The 19,621-nt window shown below is 67.0% G+C and carries 19 protein-coding genes, 1 pseudogene and 1 riboswitch; of the genes and pseudogenes, 13 read left to right on the top strand and 7 right to left on the bottom strand.

All coding sequences use genetic code 11. The features are described from left to right. Positions 1-24: 24 nt before the first annotated feature. From glgC to glgX, 3 genes are read left to right on the top strand one after another with little or no spacing between them, the layout of a single operon-like run. A complete protein-coding gene (glgC, locus tag AC1VV3_RS19985; RefSeq protein WP_431568243.1) occupies positions 25-1,287 on the top strand; it encodes a glucose-1-phosphate adenylyltransferase in 1,263 nt (420 codons plus the stop codon). Positions 1,288-1,333: 46 nt separating this feature from the next. Continuing rightward, a complete protein-coding gene (gene glgA, locus AC1VV3_RS19980; protein ID WP_482963163.1) occupies positions 1,334-2,797 on the top strand; it encodes a glycogen synthase GlgA in 1,464 nt (487 codons plus the stop codon). After that, positions 2,794-4,599 carry a glycogen debranching protein GlgX gene (gene glgX, locus AC1VV3_RS19975; protein WP_482962250.1) on the top strand — a complete coding sequence of 602 codons (1,806 nt, stop codon included), beginning with the start codon at positions 2,794-2,796 and terminating at the stop codon, positions 4,597-4,599. The genes glgA and glgX overlap by 4 nt, the downstream gene beginning before the upstream one ends. A gap of 73 nt (positions 4,600-4,672) precedes the next feature. Here the strand turns inward: glgX and AC1VV3_RS19970 are convergent. Continuing rightward, a pseudogene (locus tag AC1VV3_RS19970) lies at positions 4,673-4,933 on the bottom strand (glycosyltransferase); the annotation flags it as partial. 43 nt (positions 4,934-4,976) lie between these two features. On the opposite strand from AC1VV3_RS19970, the gene AC1VV3_RS19965 reads away from it, so the two are divergent. Further along, positions 4,977-5,171 carry a sugar transferase gene (locus AC1VV3_RS19965; protein WP_431568240.1) on the top strand — a complete coding sequence of 65 codons (195 nt, stop codon included), beginning with the start codon at positions 4,977-4,979 and terminating at the stop codon, positions 5,169-5,171. Positions 5,172-5,743: 572 nt separating this feature from the next. On the opposite strand, the gene AC1VV3_RS19960 is transcribed toward AC1VV3_RS19965, so the two are convergent. From AC1VV3_RS19960 to AC1VV3_RS19940, 5 genes are all read right to left on the bottom strand, one after another. Continuing rightward, positions 5,744-7,891 carry a putative bifunctional diguanylate cyclase/phosphodiesterase gene (locus tag AC1VV3_RS19960; protein ID WP_431568239.1) on the bottom strand — a complete coding sequence of 716 codons (2,148 nt, stop codon included), beginning with the start codon at positions 7,889-7,891 and terminating at the stop codon, positions 5,744-5,746. 206 nt (positions 7,892-8,097) lie between these two features. After that, positions 8,098-8,286, bottom strand: a complete 189-nt coding sequence (locus AC1VV3_RS19955; RefSeq protein ID WP_482962249.1) for a hypothetical protein — start codon at positions 8,284-8,286, stop codon at positions 8,098-8,100. A gap of 5 nt (positions 8,287-8,291) precedes the next feature. After that, a complete protein-coding gene (locus tag AC1VV3_RS19950) occupies positions 8,292-8,903 on the bottom strand; it encodes a GAF domain-containing protein (RefSeq protein ID WP_482962248.1) in 612 nt (203 codons plus the stop codon). A 129-nt stretch (positions 8,904-9,032) separates the two neighbouring features. Beyond that, entirely contained in the window at positions 9,033-9,701 is a 669-nt protein-coding gene (locus tag AC1VV3_RS19945) for a glutathione S-transferase family protein (RefSeq protein ID WP_465127178.1), read from the bottom strand. A gap of 94 nt (positions 9,702-9,795) precedes the next feature. After that, positions 9,796-10,968, bottom strand: coding sequence for a glycerophosphodiester phosphodiesterase (locus AC1VV3_RS19940; RefSeq protein WP_482962247.1), 1,173 nt, complete (start codon positions 10,966-10,968; stop codon positions 9,796-9,798). 286 nt (positions 10,969-11,254) lie between these two features. On the opposite strand from AC1VV3_RS19940, the gene AC1VV3_RS19935 reads away from it, so the two are divergent. The 5 genes from AC1VV3_RS19935 to cobJ all read left to right on the top strand — a co-directional run bounded on the left by AC1VV3_RS19935 (position 11,255) and on the right by cobJ (position 15,756). Beyond that, positions 11,255-11,974: a DUF899 family protein gene (locus AC1VV3_RS19935; RefSeq protein WP_132270057.1), complete on the top strand. Its 720-nt coding sequence runs from the start codon at positions 11,255-11,257 to the stop codon at positions 11,972-11,974. Between the two features lie 122 nt (positions 11,975-12,096). Further along, a riboswitch (cobalamin riboswitch) is annotated at positions 12,097-12,324 on the top strand. A gap of 176 nt (positions 12,325-12,500) precedes the next feature. After that, the gene (locus AC1VV3_RS19930) at positions 12,501-13,634 is read left to right on the top strand and encodes a cobalamin biosynthesis protein CobG (RefSeq protein ID WP_482962246.1); all 1,134 of its coding nucleotides are present in this window, start codon (positions 12,501-12,503) and stop codon (positions 13,632-13,634) included. Beyond that, positions 13,635-14,264: a precorrin-8X methylmutase gene (locus AC1VV3_RS19925; protein ID WP_431568233.1), complete on the top strand. Its 630-nt coding sequence runs from the start codon at positions 13,635-13,637 to the stop codon at positions 14,262-14,264. Next, positions 14,261-15,010 carry a precorrin-2 C(20)-methyltransferase gene (cobI, locus tag AC1VV3_RS19920; protein ID WP_134093657.1) on the top strand — a complete coding sequence of 250 codons (750 nt, stop codon included), beginning with the start codon at positions 14,261-14,263 and terminating at the stop codon, positions 15,008-15,010. The genes AC1VV3_RS19925 and cobI overlap by 4 nt, the downstream gene beginning before the upstream one ends. Further along, positions 15,007-15,756 carry a precorrin-3B C(17)-methyltransferase gene (gene cobJ, locus AC1VV3_RS19915; RefSeq protein ID WP_482962245.1) on the top strand — a complete coding sequence of 250 codons (750 nt, stop codon included), beginning with the start codon at positions 15,007-15,009 and terminating at the stop codon, positions 15,754-15,756. Before cobI ends, cobJ begins: the two co-directional genes overlap by 4 nt. Here cobJ and AC1VV3_RS19910 read toward each other — a convergent pair. Beyond that, positions 15,732-16,481 carry a cobalt-precorrin-6A reductase gene (locus AC1VV3_RS19910; RefSeq protein ID WP_482962244.1) on the bottom strand — a complete coding sequence of 250 codons (750 nt, stop codon included), beginning with the start codon at positions 16,479-16,481 and terminating at the stop codon, positions 15,732-15,734. The two genes, cobJ and AC1VV3_RS19910, sit on opposite strands and share 25 nt — an antisense overlap. Here AC1VV3_RS19910 and cbiE point away from each other — a divergent pair. From cbiE to cobF, 4 genes are read left to right on the top strand one after another with little or no spacing between them, the layout of a single operon-like run. Beyond that, the gene (gene cbiE / locus AC1VV3_RS19905) at positions 16,480-17,685 is read left to right on the top strand and encodes a precorrin-6y C5,15-methyltransferase (decarboxylating) subunit CbiE (protein WP_482962243.1); all 1,206 of its coding nucleotides are present in this window, start codon (positions 16,480-16,482) and stop codon (positions 17,683-17,685) included. The two genes, AC1VV3_RS19910 and cbiE, sit on opposite strands and share 2 nt — an antisense overlap. Continuing rightward, positions 17,667-18,047: a cobalamin biosynthesis protein gene (locus tag AC1VV3_RS19900; protein ID WP_431568230.1), complete on the top strand. Its 381-nt coding sequence runs from the start codon at positions 17,667-17,669 to the stop codon at positions 18,045-18,047. Before cbiE ends, AC1VV3_RS19900 begins: the two co-directional genes overlap by 19 nt. Next, complete coding sequence (cobM, locus tag AC1VV3_RS19895; RefSeq protein ID WP_482962242.1) at positions 18,044-18,853, top strand: precorrin-4 C(11)-methyltransferase; 810 nt, start codon at positions 18,044-18,046, stop codon at positions 18,851-18,853. Before AC1VV3_RS19900 ends, cobM begins: the two co-directional genes overlap by 4 nt. Then, positions 18,850-19,620, top strand: coding sequence for a precorrin-6A synthase (deacetylating) (cobF, locus tag AC1VV3_RS19890; RefSeq protein WP_132270065.1), 771 nt, complete (start codon positions 18,850-18,852; stop codon positions 19,618-19,620). Before cobM ends, cobF begins: the two co-directional genes overlap by 4 nt. Position 19,621: the final 1 nt, after the last annotated feature.

The raw sequence follows: 19,621 nt of genomic DNA, 5'->3' as shown, positions 1-19,621 counted from the left end.
GCGACACGAAGGAGAGTGAGTGCAATGAGGACGCCGACCGGATCGCCACTCGCGCGCGATGCCATGGCCTATGTGCTGGCAGGGGGGCGAGGCAGCCGACTTGCGGAATTGACCGACAACCGCGCCAAGCCTGCGGTCTATTTCGGGGGAATGAGCCGCATCATCGACTTTGCCCTGTCGAACGCGATCAATTCCGGCATTCGCCGCATCGGCGTGGCCACGCAGTACAAGGCGCATAGCCTGATCCGGCACATGAACCGCGCCTGGAACTTCATGCGGCCCGAACGCAACGAAAGCTTCGACATCCTGCCCGCCAGCCAGCGTATATCCGAGCTGCTCTGGTACGAAGGCACGGCTGACGCGGTGTTCCAGAACATCGACATCATCGCCTCCTACACGCCGAAGTACATGGTCATCCTGGCCGGCGATCACATCTACAAGATGGATTACGAATTGATGCTGCAGCAGCACGTCAATTCGGGCGCGGACGTGACGGTGGGCTGCCTGGTGGTGCCGCGCAAGGATGCGAGGGCTTTTGGCGTGATGCATGTCGACGAGAACGACGTGATCACCTCGTTCCTGGAAAAGCCCAAGGATCCCCCCTCGATTCCGGGCGATCCCGCCCACGCCCTGGCATCCATGGGCATCTACGTGTTCGACACCGAGTTCCTGTTCGAGCAATTGCGCCGCGACGCTGCCGACCCGGATTCCAAGCGCGATTTCGGCGGGGACATCATTCCCTACATCGTCAAGCACGGAAAGGCGCAGGCGCACCGCTTCACCAATTCCTGCATCCGCGCTAGTGAGGAAATCGAGGAATATTGGCGCGACGTCGGCACCGTCGACGCCTATTTCGAGGCCAATCTCGACCTGACCGACACCGTGCCCAAGCTCGACATGTACGACCGCGATTGGCCGATCTGGACCGATACCGTCGTGGCCGCCCCCGCCAAGTTCGTCCATGACGAGGAAGGACGGCGCGGCCAGGCGATTTCCTCGCTGATTAGCCAGGATTGCATCGTCTCCGGCTCGCTCGCGCGGCGCTCGCTGCTGTTCACAGGCGTGAAGATGGGGAGCTTTTCCTCGGTGAACGAGGCGGTGATCCTGCCCTATTGCAACATCGGCCGCCATGCCCGCCTTTCGCGCGTGGTGATCGATTCCGGAGTGCGCATCCCGGAAGGACTGGTGGTGGGCGAGGATCCTGAACTCGACGGCCGCCGCTTCCGCCGGACGGACAATGGCGTCTGCCTCATTACCAAGCCCATGATCGATCGCCTGAATCTGTGAAAGTGATGTCTGTGAGGGTCATGTCTGCGATCGCGGCCTGCGGGGAATCCACTTGAAAGTCCTGTCCGTAGCTTCCGAGGCCGTGCCGCTGGTTAAGACCGGCGGTCTCGCGGATGTCGTCGGCGCACTCCCCGCCGCGCTGGCGGGCCACGGGGTGGAAATGACGACGCTTCTGCCGGGCTACCCCTCAGTGCTGAAGGCGATCGGCCGCGCCCGTTCCGTACATGCCTGGGATTTGCTGCTTGGCGTTCCCGCGCGGCTGCTGTCGGGCAAGATCGACGGATATCCTTTGCTCGTCCTCGATGCTCCCGCGCTCTATGCCCGTGACGGTGCGCCCTATGCCGATGTTGCCGGGCAGGACTGGGGCGATAACTGGCAGCGTTTTTCGGCGCTGGGCCGCGCCGCTGCCGATATTGCCGGCGGGGCCATGGTGGCCCGCGGCAAGCCCCGGCGCTTCGATCTCGTCCATGCGCATGACTGGCAGGCCGCCATGGCGCCGGCCTATCTCCACTTCGCACCTTTCGGCGGCGAGGCGGGCCGCGTGCCCTCGATCGTGACCATCCACAACATGGCGTTCCAGGGCTGGTTCGGCGCTGAAGTCTTCCCGCGCCTTGACCTCCCGCGCGAGGCCTGGTCGATCGACGGGGTCGAGTATCACGGCGGCCTCGGCATGCTGAAAGCCGGTCTCGCTTGCGCCGATGCCGTGACGACGGTCAGCCCCACTTACGCCCGCGAAATCCGCTCCGCTGCTTTCGGCATGGGGCTGGAAGGCCTGATCGTAGCGCGGGGCCGGGCAGTGTCCGGCATTCTCAACGGCATCGACACCGGCCTCTGGGACCCGTCGCGTGACCCGACTTTGGCCGCCCCTTACGAGGCGAAGAAGCTGGAGCGGCGCACGGCCAACAAACGCGCGCTGGAAGCTGAATTCGGCCTGGAGATCGACGAGGGGCCGCTGTTCATCGTTGTCACCCGGCTGACCTGGCAGAAGGGCATGGACGTCCTGCTGGAAGTGCTCGACCACCTCGTCGGCCTTGGCGGACGCCTGGCCCTGCTGGGTTCGGGCGACAGCGCCATCGAACAGGCCCTGCATCAGGCCGCCGCGCGTCATCCCGGGCGCATCGCTGTGCGGATCGGCTACGACGAAGCGCTCTCGCACCGAATGCAGGGCGGCGGCGACGCCATCCTGGTGCCATCGCGGTTCGAGCCCTGCGGCCTGACGCAGCTCTATGGTCTCGCTTATGGCTGTGTGCCGGTGGTGGCGCGCACGGGCGGCCTGGCCGATACCGTGGTCGATGCCAATCCGGCGGCTTTGGCCGCGGGCGTGGCCACTGGCGTCCAATTCGACGGCATCCATTACGATGCTTTTGCAGCCGCACTGACCCGTACGGTGGACCTCTATAACCGCGCTGAGCAGTGGCGCACGATCCAGAAGAACGCGATGAAGTGCGACTTCTCATGGAAGGCCAGCGGCCAGGCCTATGCCGACCTCTACCGCGCCCTGACAGCATGATTCCGCTCGGCGTGTCGGTCTACGAAGGCATGACCCGTTTCGCCTTGCGCAGTCCCCTTGCGTCGGCAGTCTGGCTCTGCCTCTTCGACGGCGAGGGGGAACGACGTTACGCCATGGTGCGAAACGGCCCGAACTGGGTGCTGGAAATGCCGGGCGACCTCACCGGCGCGCGCTATGGCTATCGGGCGGAGGGGGAATGGGCGCCCGATCGCGGGCTCTGGTTCGATCCCGCAAAACTGCTCGTCGATCCCTACGCCGTGGAACTGGACCGCCGCTTCGTCCAAAGCCCCAGGCTCGCTACATTCGGCGACGATACCGCCGATATCGTCCCGCGCGCGCTCGTGCCTCCCCTCGTCGAACCCGCGTTGGTTGAGCCCCCGCGTTTCGTCGTCGGCGGACTGGTTTACGAACTCAACGTCCGGGCTTTCACGCGTCTGCATCCCGAAGTGCCCGCACCCTTGCGTGGAACCGTAGCAGCGCTCGCTCATCCCGCCGTGATCGCGCATTTGAAGAAGCTGCACGTCACGGCCGTCGAACTCATGCCGATCGTCGCCTGGATCGACGAGCGCCACCTGCCGCCGCTCGGGCTCGTCAACGCCTGGGGCTATAATCCGGTGGCGATGATGGCGCTCGATCCCGGCCTTTGCCCCGGCGGAACTGCCGAACTGCAATCGACGGTAGCGGCCCTCCACGCTGAAGGCATCGGTGTCCTGCTGGACCTGGTGTTCAACCATAGCGGCGAAAGCGACGTGGAGGGCGGCGTCCTGTCCCTGCGCGGCCTCGACAATGCAGCTTATGCCCATGCGCCGGACGGATCGCTGATCAACGACACCGGCTGCGGCAATACTCTCGATTTCGCCAATCCGGCGGTGCGTCGCCTGACCCGCGATGCCATGCGGCACTTCGCGGGAACCTGCGGCGTCGACGGGTTCCGCTTCGACCTTGCCCCCATCCTCGCGCGTGGCCCTGGTTTCGATCCTGCAGCGCCGATCTTTGCGGAGTTTGCGGCCGATCCGATCCTGTCCACCCGTGTCATGATCGCAGAGCCTTGGGACATCGGGCCTTCCGGTTACCAACTCGGTCAGTTCCCGCCAAACTGGCTGGAATGGAACGATCGGTTCCGTGACGACGTACGCCGTTTCTGGAAGCATGAGGAGGGCATTGGAAAACTGGCGACGCGGCTTGCAGGCTCGTCCGATCTGTTCGGACCGATGGAAGATAGCTGCCGTTCGATCAATTTCCTGGCCGCTCATGACGGCTTCACGTTGGCCGATACGGTATCTTACCTGGAACGCCACAACTGGGCCAATGGCGAGCAAAACCGCGACGGGCACGGTGAGAATTTCAGCTGGAACAACGGTGCGGAGGGTGCGACATCCGTGCCCGGTGTAGTGGCGGCACGCCGCGCAGACATGAAGGCAATGCTCGGCACGCTTTTCGCCTCCACAGGCACCATCATGTTGACCGCCGGCGATGAATTCGGCCGAACCCAGCAAGGCAACAACAATGCCTATTGCCAGGATAATGCCATCGGCTGGGTTGACTGGGAAAGCCGCGACCGGGAGCTGGAAGATCACGTCGCCGAACTTTCCGCCATTCGAGCCGCCCGTCCGGGGCAGTTCGCTCGTCTCGCCCCGAACCTGCGGTGGCTGAACGCACAGGACGCCGAGATGTCCCTGCAGGATTGGGAGGCGCCGGGCGCAGACTGGCTGGCCTGGCAGGCAGACGACTTGCGAGTCACGGTGAACCGGGCCGGCCGCGACGTTCAGACGGAGGTTCTTCCCGAAGTATGCTCGAGATGATCGTGTGAAGCCGCTCGCCGGCATGGTCCCATGTCAATTGGCCGGCGCGGATACGCCCGTGTAAGGAGAGTGCCTAGCCTAAGGCGGGACCTTCCAGAACGGCCAGGATCGCCTCTTTGAATGAACCGGCCGAGTCAGCATCGACGAGAAGGGCGGCATCCCCGCAAACTTCCGGCATGGCGCCTGCCCGCGCCGCGACAACCGGCGCGCCGCAATGCATGGCTTCGATCGGGAGAAGACCGAAGCCCTCGGACAAGGATGGAAAAACGAAAATGGCCTCGGCTTCGTAGAGCGCGCGTAGCTCCGCATCGGACACGAACCGGTGAATGTCGTGCCTCGCGGCGAGCGCTAACCCTTAGTAATATGCATTTCTGCAATTGCTCAATGTTCTGTCGGGTGAAGTGAGCCTGGCAGGACCCAGGCCGATCGTCGGGCAGGAAATCCAGAAATACAGGTCCTATTTCAAGCATTATTGCCGCGTCAGGCCCAGTCTCACGGGCATTTACCAGTGGCAGAAGCGACACTTCCTATCAGCAACGCGTCACCATGGATGTGGCTTACGTGAGCAGTAAAAGAGTGGCGTTCGCTCGTGGTTGATGGCCAAGACGTTGCCAGGGGTTCTGGCGGCGAAGGGGTCTTATTGAAAGAATAAACACGGTTGCGCTGGCCGTGAATTTGCAGCCGCATCGTAGGTGGCAGAGGGCGAAATTACTTGGTACGATTTTGGCAGCGTTTGTACGTGATCGGGCGGGGAACGAATGGATATTTATAAGTATCGTGTCGATATGGGATCATTGCGACTTATGTGAGCACTCTGTATCTGCGTCGAGGGTGCGGAAGTGGCGGCGCACGCAAATCTTGGCGCTGCCATTTCCCCCCAGCTGCTTGACGCTAAGTCCGGCGCGGGTCGTGGTGTGATAAAAATGGCATGTGCGCTTCTGATGCACTTCGGGCGCGATATCCGTGATTGCGGGCATTGCCATAGCTGCAAGGCCAGCGGTGCTTGTGATTTCTACGTACCGCGATTGCTAGCCGTTTTGCTGTTGAACGCCAATGACAGGCGCCGTCGGTGGCTATGTTGTAGGGACGATCAAGCGAGTGGACGGCGAAGTTAGGAGGCCAACAATCTGGTGCCCGGTCTCAGTTAGAGCACGCCCAGGATCGGCTCGCCCGTGCGGTAATCGACGATCGCGGCGGCGTTGTTCTGGAGGGTGATGAGGTTTTGCGCGGCGATCCTGGCGGGGGCGGGCTTGCCGAACTGATAGCCCTGGGCGAAATCGCATCCCCATTGGCGCAGGGTGGCGGCTTCCGCGATTTCCTCGATGCCCTCTGCGACAACGTCGATATTCAGCTTGTGGCAGATGTCGATCACGCCCTGGATCAGCGTGGCGCTGCGCATCTCGATCAGGCGGCCGCCGCGAACGAAGCTCTGGTCCAGTTTCAGTCGGTGAATTTCGAATTCGGAGAGGTAGCTGAGTGATGAGTATCCCGTGCCGAAGTCATCAAGAGCGATCACGTAACCGCGGTCGCGCAGACCCTGGAGGTTGTCGTGAACGGTGGGCGACTTGTTCAGGAGGACGCCTTCGGTGATCTCGAATCCGATCGATTTTGGGGAAACGTCGAACCGGGCGCGGTTGAAGTCGATCTGATCGAGCAGCGCCGGGTTCTCGAGCTGGAGCGGGGAGAGATTGATCGAGGTCCGCAGGTCCGGCCAGCGACGGCTATCGCGGAAGGCTTGCTGGATGATCCAAGCGCCGAGTTGCGGCATGAGACCGAGCTTTTCGATCACCGGGACGAAAACGGCGGGCGTGTCCTTGGCGCCGCGCTTCAGCCGCAACAGCGCCTCCACCCCGGCTGGCTTCATGGTGCGCAGGCTGATGATCGGCTGATAGAACAGCTCGAAGCCTTCGTCCTCGATGGCCTTCTTCATCCGCGCTTCCAGGCCCTTGCGGCTCTTGAAGGCCTCCCCAAGTGCGGGATCGTAGACGACGTGGCGTTCCGGTCCTGCCGTCTTGGCAGCGCCGAGGGCGATGTCGGCATGGCGCATCAGGTCGCTGGCGGTATGACCATGTTCCGGAGCAGCGGCGATGCCCGCTGAGATCGTGACGGCGACGGTTGTTCCGTCGCGCGTTTCGCGTGTGATGGCGATGCCGGTGGCACGGGGGCCGAGCGTGAAGATGTCCGAATTGCCGACGATCAGCACGGCGAACTCATCCCCGTCGAGCCGCGAGACGAGGCACTGGGAACCCTGGAATTCCTTGAGCAACTGCTTGCCGAAGTCGAGGATGACTTGATCCCCGGCGCGATGGCCCAGTTCTTCGTTGATGGCGCTGAAATCGTCGATGTCCAGCAGGATGAGCTGGCAGGCCTGAGAGCCGGCGATCTGCTCAAGCTGCTTGATGAACGTCGTGCGGTTCACCAGCCCCGTGATGGGGTCGAAAAGTTCGAGATAGCGCGCGCGCTGCGAGTTCGTTTCGGCCTCGTCCTTCAGGTTGCTCGCACGATAGGCTACCATGAGGAACAGGCCGAGCACGGCTGCGCCGATCGCCAGGGTGGCCGGGATAACGTATTCTCGGATTGCTTCCCCCGGCATGGCCGGCCGCCATGCGAGGCGGCCCAGCGAGGTGCCGTCCGAGGCTGACAACTGGACGCTTCGCATGTTGGACGGCGCAGCGGTGCGCGGGCCAAGGGCCGTGAACCCATCCAGCATTAGCGTGCTGGACCAACGATTGAGCAGGGGATCGTCGAGGTACGTGATGGTCACCAGCGACAAAGGCTCTCCCGCCGCGGGAATGCGGGACGCAGCGACGACGACGGGAACGCCGCGAACCGAGGCGAGATCAGCCTTGGCATCCGGCGCTGCCTTGGCGGCTGTTCCTTCCGAGGCAGGCGATGCGTGGAGCGAGCTGGCGAGATCCTTGGCCGTGTCCTGGATTTCCTCCAGATCGGCCTCGTCGGCCCGGCCGCCGCGGGTATAGCCGTAGATCGCGCCGGAACGGGAGAGGATGGCCACGGTCCGGGTGGTTTCAGCGCTGACGGTCGGCCGTCCCAGCTCATTGTCCAGCCAGTTGGCGGCTTCGTCCGGGCCGAGCGCTGCGATTCGCTGCGCAGGTTCCATGCGTGCGCTGGTGGCCGCGGCCTGGGCTGCAGCACCGGAAAGTGTGCGCGCGATGGTCTTTTCGACTTGCTGCTGCTGTCGGTTTGCCGCGATTCGGTCCATGGACTGCGAGGTCACGAAAAGTGCCGCCGAACCGCCAAGCGTCAGCCCGAGAAGACCAACGATCGCTGCCACCCCCCGGTGACCCGCTAATTTATGGCCGTTAAGCATTCGCGATCCCTACTTGGTCCCCGACTTTCTGGGTCCTTCGAAGCGATTGCATTAACCTGCTTTCGTCAACAAATCGCAACCAGACAGTCGGGTGCCGGAAATATCTTCGCTACCCTGGGACAGCGGCTGTCTCGCCCCGCGCGCCCTTTTTCCTATTATAGGCGAAAAATTCAGGCGCAGGCGCGGAGCAGGGTCAGGCCGCTCTCATCTTCGATCAGGCGAAGCCCCGGCTGGCCGGCGACGATGTCCCGGAAGCTTGAGAAACGGGGCGGCTTGAGCAGATATCCCGCCGCGCCGAGTTCGACCGAGCGCCGCTGGTCCGGCCCATAGTCGGAGACGCTGCACATGATGACCAGCATGTCCCTCAATCGCTTGTCTGTTGCTCGCTGATGCGCCGCTGCTGTTCCTGGAGGCGATGCACCACGCCCTGGAGGCGGGTGTAGAGTTCGGCGTTTTCCAGCGCGACCGAGGTGGTGTCGGCCAAGGCCTGGAGAATGGCCAGTTCCTCGGCCGTCGTCGCGCGGCGGGACGACCAGTAGTTGCCGATGGCGCCGATGGGCGAGGTGCGGCGGATCGGCACCATCGCCATGCTCTTCACGAATGTGGGGCGATAGGCTTCGACCGGGACGCGCGGATCGGCGTAGATATCCTCGATCACCGCGCTCTGTGCGTTGATCATCACCCAGCCGCTGACACATGTGCTCATCGGGAAGCGGCGGCCCTTCCACAAGGGCGCTATGGCGTTCTCCTCCGCGTAGTAGCACATGTCGCCGTCCCGCAGGACGAACGTGGCGCCATCAGCTCCGGTCAGGTTGCGCGCGGCGTCCCGGACGATGGCGGTGACGGCGTCCAGATCGCGCGCGTGGGACAAGTCCTGCACCGCGGCGACGAGGCGCTCCATGGCCGAAATGTACCACGACGAGGGCTCGGCGGGCGATCCCGGGGCACTGGGGGGAGAAAACAGGGTGGCGTCCATGGCAAGCGCCTTCGGTTTCGATCGTGACTGCACCGCACGCGGGTCTAGCGCGCGAAACCTTCCGCAAGCCTAACCCGGCGATATGTATTCTTTCGGGGGTGCCGGAAAGGCGCGGTCAGGGGCAGGCGTTCAGGCCGGTGCTTCGGGGCCGGCGCAGGATGCGGCTTCGAATACCGCGCGCTGGTCGGCAAAGGCGCGTTGGTAGGCGGGGCGTGCTTCGGCGCGGGCGATATAGGCCAGCAGTGGGGGCCAGGCGTCGAGGAGGTTGGAACTGACCAGTCGGCGCAGCACGGTCACCATCATTAGGTCTCCCGCGCTGAAGGCACCGTCTAGCCATTCGGCGCTCCCAAGCGAGGCGGTCAGTTGCTGGAGGCGGGCCTGCACGCGCTTTTCGAGCATCGGCTGCCGCGCTGCGAACCAGGCCTGCTCCCGCTCGAATATCATCGCCATGGTGCATTCGACGATGGGTGGCTCCACCGTGTTGAGCGCCGCGACGAGCCAGGCGACGGCGCGGGCACGGGCATCGGCATCCTCGGGCAGGAGACCGGGGTGTGTGCCGGCGAGGTGGAGGACGATGGCGCCGGATTCGAACAGCACGAGATCGCCGTCTTCCAGGCTGGGGATCTGCCCGAAGGGCTGGTGCGCGAGATGTTCGGGCCTCTTGAGCGCTTCGAACGAAAGCAACCGCACTTCGTAAGGCAGGCCCAGTTCCTCCAGCGCCCAGCGTACCCGCATGTCCCGCGCGAGGCCCCGCCCCCGGTCGGGCGAGTTTTCGAAAGCGGTGATGGTGATCGTCATGGCGAGGCTCCCGGCAATGCGGGATCCTACCATGCAGCGAAGCGACAGGCGATCCGGGTTCGTGTGGGCGGGCGGGTTGCCGAAGAGTGCTGTGTCAGGCCGTGCCGTCCACGGCCGCACGTCCGAGGCCCGGATCGTCGGTGAAGAAGGAATCGACACCCGCCGCGATGAAGCGGCGCATGAATTCGATGCAGGCCTTGTCCTGACGCGCCGAATCGCCGCCCGGGCCGCGGAAGTCCGTGGGCAGGAAGCTGTTTTCCGGCCGCACCGTCCAGGTCGAGACGAGCAGGCCGGCCGCATGGGCATCGCGCACCAGCGTGCTCGGCTTGCCCAGCGGGCCGGACTTGCCCGTGGCATCGCCGAAGGGGATGATCCCCTGGAGCACGGGGGCGATCCAGTCGGCATAAGTCCTGACTTCGGCCAGACCGGCGGGCGTGAGCATCTGCTTGAACGTGAGGCTGCCCCCGGAGGCGGCGACATCGGCGGGGTGCATGTCCAGAGGCACGGTCAGTTGCAGGAGTTGCAGGCTGCGATAGGTTGCGATGCGCGGGCGCAGCCACTTGAGATTGGCCACCTCGAAGCTCTGGACGATCACCGGGGCGGTCGAGAGATAATGGCTAGCGGCCACGCGGTCGAGGAAGCGCTGTTCTTGCGGCAGGCCGATCCCGGCGAAATAGGTGGAGTGCTTGATCTCGGGAATGAGGCCGATCTTGCGGCCGCGTGCGGCGGATTCCGCGGCCACGAAGTCCGCGATTTCCTCAAGCGTGAGCAGTTGGAACTGGCCGTCGTAGCTCTTGCTTTCGGGGCGCATGGCGCCGAGCCGTTCGACTGCGCGCAGGGTCTTGATCTCTGCGAGGGTGAAATCCTCGGTGAACCAGCCGGTGACCTTTTCCCCGTCGATCACCTTGGTCGTGCGGCGCTGGGCGAATTCGGGATGCTCCGCGACATTGGTAGTTTCGGCGATGTTGTTCTCATGCCGGGCGATCAGGGCACCGTCCTTGGTCGAGACGAGATCCGGCTCCACGAAGTCCGCGCCCTGGTCGATGGCCTTGGCGTAGGACGCCAGGGTGTGCTCTGGCCGCAGCGCCGAGCAGCCGCGGTGGCCGATCACCAGCGGCTTCTTGCGCGCGCCTCCAGTATGCGCGACCGAATTCTGCGGCGCCGCCAGTGCGGGGCCCTGGCCGAGAAGCGTGGCGGCGCCTGCCCCAGCGCCGGCAAGGAGCATGCCGCGGCGGGACAGGGTGGTTTCGGCCGGGTGGTGGTTCATCGCGGTAATCTCCGGGCTTAAGGCAGGGATCGCGGGCAGCGTACCCCGTGCAGAAGCGCGGCGCTGCGGCCATGATCCCGCCTCCTGGCGGGGCGGCAGGGTGTGTCCCTTGCGCGACTAGCCCCGGATCATGACAGCACGGGGTCGGAATATCGCCTTGCGTCAGGGGCTTGCCGCGTTGCCGGAAGGGGGCGGCGATTTGCCGCTCCTTTGCGTGAACTCATGCCTTCGTTCGGGCGTTCAGGCTGCGAGCGTCAGGGGAGCAACCGGAGGGAGGAGCCCGATCATGGAACATCTCAGTTTTCCCAACGAAAGCGCCGAATACCGCCGCGCGCGCAACGAACTGCTCGATGCCGAAATGGACCTGCGCCGCCAGACGGAAACGGTTGCGGCGATGCGCCGGGCGCTGCCCCCCGGCGGGACGATCAAGGAGGACTACGTCTTCGAACGCGTCGGGGATCATCAGCGCCCGGAGCAGGTGCGGCTGTCGGAATTGTTCGCGGGGAAGCCCAGCCTGATCCTCTACAGCTACATGTTCGGTCCCGAGCGCGACGAGCCTTGCACCGGTTGCACGCATCTGCTCGACGGGCTGGACGGGGCCGCACGGCATGTCCCGCAGGCTGCGGCGTTCTACGTCGTCGCCCGTTCGCCTTTGGCCCGTCTGGTGGCCTGGGCGCGTGAGCGCCGCTGGCCGCATCTCCGGTTCCTCTCGGCCGAAGGCAGCAGCTACACACGGGACTATTTCGGCAACACGGCCGGCGTAACCCCCGCCATGCGCCAGGAGCGCGGGTACGAGGACGGAAAGGACTGGGACGAGCCGATGATCAATGTCTTCCGTAAGGACGGCGGCGAGGTTCGGCATTTTTGGGGCGGCGAACTGCTCTACGCCCCGGAGGAGCCGGACCAGCACCATCGCTCGCTGGATGCTTTGGACCCGGTCTGGGGCTTGCTGGACCTGCTGCCCGAGGGGCGCGGAGATTTCTTCCCGAAGCTGAGCTACCGCTGACCGGGGGTCTCTAACCACGTTCCCGGCGCGCGTCCCTGTTTGGACGTGGCTCCATGAGACTTGCGGATCGGCATTTCCTGCGTTAGCGCCCCGGTGCCCGCCCGATCCGTCAGGATCGGCGGGCAAGATCGCGCCGGTGCCTCGAACGAGGCTTAATAGGGAACGCGGTGAGAGGGTTCGTCCCTCGAATCCGCGGCTGTCCCTGCAACTGTGAGCGGTGAGCAAGATGCCGTGGCTTCCCCCGGGGAGCCGGCCACTGGATCGCGGGCGCCCGGCGCCACGGACCGGGAAGGCCGAGCATCGCGCTTTGACCCGCAAGCCAGGAGACCTGCCGGCGCATCGGTCGCTCTTGCCCTGGCCCAGGGATAGGCCAAGGCTCGGTACTCCGCGTGAGCGACGAAGCCGTGCGGCTGGGGCTGCATCGGCGCGCAGGACGGGCGTTCATCGCGCCCGCCCGTCGTTGCGTGCGGACCGACGCCCGTCGGCAAGCCCCGGTCATCGTCGCTGCGCGCGAGAGGATGATGCCGTGGGGCAGGATGAAACGCGCGTCCCGATGACAGGCTTCGCCTTGCGCGGATGGTGCCCGGATGCCTGGCGTCCGATGATGGCCGGAGACGGGCTGATCGTGCGCGTGAAGCCCCGGCTGGCGCGCCTGACCGCGGCCGAGATCGCGGTGCTTGCTGATCTGGCGCGCCGTTTCGGCAGCGGTGCGATAGACATCACCAATCGCGCCAATCTCCAGATCCGCGGTGTCCGCGAGCAGGGCTGGCAGGATCTGCTGCGCGCCCTGGTCGACCGGGGCCTGGTCGATTCCGACGCTGCTCTGGAGGGGCGGCGCAACCTCCTTGTCGCACCCGGCTGGGATCGCGGGGACGATACCGCGCGGATCGCGGAAGAACTCCTGGGCCGTCTGGGCGAGTTGCCCGAATTGCCCGGAAAGATGGGCATCGCGGTCGATGCCGGCCCCGTCGCCACGCTGCTGGACAGCCCTGCGGATTTCCGCATCGAGCGCGCGGAAGCCGGCGGCCTGCTGCTCCGCCTCGACGGGCGCGAGAGCGGGGTTTCCATCCTGCCGGAAGAGGCCACAGACCGCCTGATCGCGCTCGCGCACTGGTTCGTGGAGACAGGCGGCGCCGCTGCCCGCCGGGCCTGGCGCCACACGGCCGCTCTTCCACAATGGGCGCGGGGGGATGGCCGTCCCGCCGTCGGAGCCGCTGCGCCGCATGGCTACGGGGTGCCGTTCGGGCGGATCGAGGGGGAGGCAATGGTGCGGCTGATGGCAGCGACCGGCGCTGCGGCGCTTCGCGTTACGTCTTGGCGGCAGCTTCTGGCCGAATCCGAGGTGCGAGAGCCGGTGGACGGCTTCATTCGCGATCCCGGCGACCCGCTGCTGCGCGCCGATGCCTGTCCGGGCGCGCCGACATGCCCGCAGGCGACGGTCGAAACGCGCGAACTGGCGCGCCGGTTGGCGCCGCATGTGTCCGGGCGCCTGCACGTTTCCGGCTGCGCGAAAGGCTGCGCGCGCGCACGACCGAGCGACGTGGTCCTGACCGGGCGCGACGGCGTCTTCGACCTCGCCCTCCGTGGCCGCGCGGGCGACCCGCCGACGCTGGGCGGCCTTTCTCCCGACCATGTCCTTGCTCATTTCGGAGCCTCATGAATGGCGCATATCTACGAAAAGGATGGCGCGGCCATCTATCGCCAGTCGTTTGCGACGATCCGCGCCGAGGCGGACCTCGCCGCCTTTCCCGCTGACGAGGAGCGCATCGCGGTCCGCATGATCCACGCCTCGGGGCTGGTGGAGCTGGCGCGGCACATCCGCTTCTCGCCCGGATTCGCCCGCGCGGCGATGGCGGCGCTGGAGGCGGGTGCGCCGATCCTGTGCGATGCGCGCATGGTGGGCGAAGGGATCACTCGCGCCCGGCTTCCCGCGGACAATGCGGTGATCTGCACGCTCCAGGATCCGCAAGTCCCGCAAATGGCGCAGGCGATGGCCAATACCCGCTCGGCGGCGGCGCTCGAACTCTGGCCGCCGCACCTTGGCGGGGCCGTGGTGGCCATCGGCAATGCGCCCACCGCGCTGTTCCACTTGCTCGACATGCTGGAGGACCCCGATTGCCCGCGCCCGGCAGCGATCATTGGCTGTCCCGTCGGCTTCGTGGGGGCGGCCGAGTCCAAGGCCGCCCTCTGGGATGCCTGCCCGGTGCCCTGCTGCATCGTCGAAGGAAGGCTGGGCGGCAGCGCGATCACCGTGGCCGCGGTCAACGCCATCGCGAGCAGCGCGGAATGAGCGTGGGAACCGTACACGGCGTCGGACTGGGCCCCGGCGCGCAGGACCTGCTGAGCGTTCGCGCCGACCGATTGGTGCGCGGAGCCAGGCATGTCGCCTATTTCCGCAAGGCCGGCCGGCCCGGTCAGGCGCGGCGGATCGTCGAGGGCATGCTCCGCGCCGATGTCGTCGAGCATGCGATGGAATATCCGGTGACCACGGAGATTCCGCTGGGAGACCCGCGCTACAACGCCTGCCTTTCCCGCTTCTACGCAAGCTGGACCGAGCAACTGGCGAAGCTCGTCCGCGAGGGCGAGGATGTCGTGGTGCTCTGCGAGGGCGACCCCTTCTTCTACGGCTCGTTCATGCACCTCTATACCCGCCTGGCCGAAGCAGGGGGCCATGCAGGGCCGGCACCGGTGCCGGTCGCCGTCGTGCCGGGGATCACCGGAATGTCGGGCGCCTGGACGGCATGCGGCGCGCCGATGACCTGGGGCGACGATGTCCTCACCGTCCTCACCGCCACGCTACCGGAGGCAGATCTGGCGCGGCGCATTCGCGATACCGACGCGCTCGTGGTCATGAAGATCGGCCGCAACCTGGCCAAGCTGCGCCGCGCCGTCATCGCTGCCGGGCGCGAGGGGGAGGCCTGGCTGGTGGAGCATGCCGCGATGGCCGAGCAGCGGGTGACGCCGCTCGCCGAGGCGGAAGCCGTGACGCCCTACTTCTCGATCCTGCTGATCCACGGACAGGGGCGCCGGCCATGAGCGGCTGGCTCGCCATCGCCGGGCTGGGGCCGGGCGACGAGGCGCTCGTCACGCCCGAGGCCTCTGCGGCCCTGGATGCCGCCACCGACGTGATCGGCTACGGCCCTTATGTCGCCCGGGTGGCGCCGCGCGCGGGCCTGCGCTTCCATGCCAGCGACAACCGCGTCGAATTGGAGCGCGCGGCCCATGCGCTTTCGCTCGCGGCCGAGGGGCAGCGCGTGGTGGTGGTCTCCTCCGGGGATCCGGGCGTCTTCGCCATGGCGGCGGCCGTGTACGAGGCCTGGGAGCAGGGCCCTGCCGACTGGCGCGAACTCGATATCCGGGTCTTGCCGGGCATCACCGCCATGCTGGCGGCGAGCGCGCGGGCGGGCGCGCCGCTGGGCCATGACTTCTGCGCCATCAACCTTTCCGATAATCTCAAGCCCTGGGCACTCATTGAGCGCCGATTGCGGCTGGCGGCGGAGGCGGACTTCGCCATGGCCTTCTACAACCCGCGCTCGAAGGCGCGGCCGGAAGGTTTCGCGCGCGTCCTTGAGATCCTGCGCGAGGCTTGCGGGCCAGAGCGCCCGATCCTTTTCGCCCGCGCCGTCTCCACGCCCGAGGAAGTCCTGACCTTCGTGCCGCTGGCCGAGGCGCGGGCGGAGATGGCGGACATGCGCACCATGGTCATCGTCGGATCGAGCCGCACCCGGCTGGTGGCGCGAGACCGGGGCCCGGTGCTCTACACGCCGCGGTGGGCGGAATGAGCGAGCCAGTCCAGCACTTGCTCCACCCGTTCCAGCGCGCGGCGGGGCGGGATCGCGGGGCGGTCTATCATCGTCACGGCAAGCCCCAGCTCCCGCGCGGCATCGAGCTTGGCCGACGCGCCGGAGCCGCCCGCGTTCTTGCAGACCAGCAGGTCGATCCGGTGCGCACGGAGCAAGTCCGTGTCGCGCTCCGGCGTGAAGGGTCCGCGGTCGATCACGAGGTCGTGATGCGGCAGGGACGGCGCTTCGGTGGGTGCATCCACGAAGCGCAGCAGATAGCGGTGCTGGGGCTGGGCCGCGAAAGCCTCGACGTGCATCCGGCCGAGCGCCAGCATCACCCGGCGCGGCGGACCCGCCAGGCTGGCGACGGCGGCGGCAAGGTCTGGGACCCGGTGCCAGCAATCCCCGCCGCGCGGTGCCCAGGGCGCCCGCGTCAGCGCCGCCAGCGCAATGCCGGCGGCCTTGGCGGCGACAATGGCATGAGCGCTCATCGTGGCCGCGAAGGGATGGGTAGCGTCGACCAGATGGGTGACGGCGGTTTCGCGCAGATAGCGCTCCAGCCCGGCAATGCCGCCGAAGCCGCCCACGCGGACCGGCACCGGCTGGCTTCGCGGGCTGGCCACCCGTCCGGCATAGCTCAGCACGGCTTCGATCTCGCGCTCGGCCAATGCCGCGGCGAGGGCGCTCGCCTCGGTGGTGCCGCCCAGAATGAGGACGCGGGTCATGTCTGAAGCTCCCCAAAAGCCATGGCTGACGATCGTCGGTATCAGCGAGGACGGTCTGTCCGGCCTCGGCGAGGCGGCGCGCGCCGCCCTTGCGGCGGCCGAAGTGGTGACCGGCGCCGCCCGCCACCTCGGCCTGCTGGCGGGGCTTAGTGCGGAATGTCGGACATGGCCAGTGCCGTTCGAGAGCGGGCTGGCCGCGCTGCTGGCGCTGCGGGGGCGGCAGGTGGTCATGCTGGCTTCCGGCGATCCGTTCTGGTTCGGCGCGGGTTCGGTGGTGACACGGGCGCTCGACCGCTGGGAATGGACCGCGCACCCGGTGCCCTCGACTTTCGCCCTCGCGGCCTCGCGGCTGGGCTGGCCGGTCGAGGCGACACCGTGTCTGGGGCTCCACGCGGCGCCGCTGTCGCGGTTGCGTCCGCACCTTGCGCCGGGGCAGCGGGCCTTGGTGCTGTTGCGCGAGGGGGCGGCTGCCGCGGAACTGGCCGATTATCTCGCGGCGGAAGGGTTCGGGGCATCGCAGCTCACGGTGCTCGAAGCGCTGGGCGGCCCGCGCGAACGGATCCGGCAGGCGGCGGCCGAGGGCTTCGATCTGACCGACGTGGCTCATCCCGTCGCCGTGGGCGTGCTCTGTGCGGGGGAAGGCCGCGTCCTGCCCCGGACGTCCGGACGCGGCGATGACTGGTTCGCGAACGACGGGCAGATCAGCAAGCGCCCGCTGCGCGCCCTGGCGCTCTCGGCGCTCGCGCCCCGGCCCGGCGAGATGCTTTGGGACATCGGCACGGGATCGGGCTCGATCGCGATAGAATGGCTGCTCACTCACCGCGACATGCGGGCCGTGGGCTTCGAGGTCGATCGCGAGCGCGCGGCGCGGGCGCGGGGCAATGCCCTGGCGCTGGGCGTCGATCATCTGCGCGTGGTGGAAGGACGCGCCCCTGAGGTGCTGGAAAACCAGCCCCTGCCGGATGCCGTCTTCGTGGGCGGCGGGCTGGGGACGCCCCTGCTGGAGCGGCTCTGCGGTCTCCCCGCTGGCACCCGGCTGGTGGCCCATGCCGTCACGCTGGAAAGCGAGGCTCTGCTGGCCAGGGTCCATGGCGAGGTGGGCGGCACGCTGCTGCGCATCGAACTGGCGCAGGCCGCGCCGCTGGGCACGCGGCGCGGCTGGAAAGCCCACTATCCCGTCGTACAATGGAGCGTGACCTTGTGATCGTGGCCGGCTTCGGATTTCGCGCAGGCGCATCCCTCTCCTCCTTGCGTGACGCTCTGGCGCGGGCCTGCGCGGATGGCGCCGAACCGGACGTTCTGACCGCGCCTGCCGACAAGATCGCGCCGCTGCGCTTGCTTGCTCAGGAGCGACAGGTTCCGGCAGTCCCCGTCGCTGGCGAAGCGCTGGAAGCGGCGGCGACGGTGACTCTGTCCGCCGCCAGCCTTGCCGCTCGCCGTACCGGCAGCGTTGCCGAAGCCTCGGCCCTGGCGGCGGCCGGTCCCGGCGCCCGGTTGCTGACGGCCCGCCATATCTCGTCCGATCGCATGGCCACTTGCGCCATGGCCCAGGGAGCCAGTTCATGACCGTACACTTCATCGGCGCCGGTCCGGGCGCGCCAGACCTGCTGACCTTGCGCGGCCGCGACCTGATCGCGTCGAGCCCGGTGTGCCTCTATGCGGGCTCGCTGGTGCCCGCTGCCGTGCTGGAGCATTGCCCGCCCGGCGCGCGGATCGTGAACACCGCGTCCCTGGATCTCGACGCGATCCTCGCGGAGATCGCGCAGGCCCATGTCGAGGGCCATGACGTGGCCCGTCTCCATTCCGGCGACCCCTCGATCTGGTCCGCCATGGGCGAGCAGATCCGCCGCCTTCGCGCGCTGCGCATCCCCATCAGCGTGACGCCGGGCGTACCGGCCTTCGCCGCCGCTGCGGCGGCGCTGGAGACCGAGTTGACGGTGCCGCGTCTGGCGCAGTCGCTGGTGCTGACGCGGACACCGGGCCGGGCCAGCGCGATGCCGGAGCGCGAAAGCCTTTCCGCCTTCGCCGCGACCGGCAGCACTCTGGCGATCCACCTTTCGATCCACAACCTTGCCGCGGTGGTCGCGGATCTCGTGCCACACTACGGCGCGGATTGCCCGGTGGCGGTGGTCTGGCGGGCGAGCTGGCCGGACGAGAAAGTCGTGCGGGCGCGGCTGGACGGTGTGGAGCAAGCCGTGGCGGGAACGATGGAGCGCACCGCCCTCATCCTGGTGGGACGGGCTCTGGACGTGGAAGAGGGCGTGGCGGCGGAAAGCAGCCTCTATGCCCCCGACTACGATCGCCGCTTCCGGCCGCAATCGGCGCAATCGCCTTTCGCTTCCTCGGGCTTGGCCGGGGAGCTGGAGCCATGACCGGCACGGTGGATCTTCACCTGATCGGCATCGGCACCGGCAACACGGACCACCTGACGCTTGCGGCCATCCGCGCGATGAACGGGGCGGACCTGATCCTGCTGCCCCGCAAGGGCGAGGCGAAGTCCGATCTGCTCGATCTGCGCCGGTCGATCTGCGACAGCGTGCTGACGGAAGAGACGCGGGTCGTGGAGTTCGATCTCCCCGTCCGTTCGGAAAACCCGCCCTACCTCGAAGCCGTGGATGCCTGGCACGCCGCGATTGCCGAGGTCTGGGCGAGTCAGATCGACCGGCACCTGCCGGAAGGCGGCACGCTGGCGCTGCTGGTCTGGGGCGACCCCTCGCTATACGACAGCACCCTTCGGATCGCGGAGCGGCTGCAGCGCGGGGGGCGGGCGCTGAGGGTTCATGTCGTGCCGGGCATCACCAGCATCCAGGTCCTCACGGCGGCTCACGGCATTGCGCTGAACGGTCTGGGAGCGCCCGTGACGATCACGACGGGACGGCGCCTGCGCGACGGCGGATGGCCAGCCGACGCGGAAACCCTGGTGGTCATGCTCGACGGCACTTGCGCCTTCGCCGCGCTGCCGCCGGAGGGCCTGTCGATCTGGTGGGGCGCTTACCTCGGCATGCCGCAACAATGCCTGATCGCGGGCGACCTAACGCAAATCGGCCCGCAGATCGTGCGTCGCCGTGCCGCGCTTCGTGCGGAGCATGGCTGGATCATGGATGTCTACTTGCTGCGAAAGTCCGGTTCAGACGCCTAGC

Source organism: Novosphingobium sp. BL-S-34 (assembly GCF_056857015.1).
The sequence above is the reverse complement of the archived record's forward strand: the minus strand, read 5'-3'. Positions and strand labels throughout refer to the sequence as shown.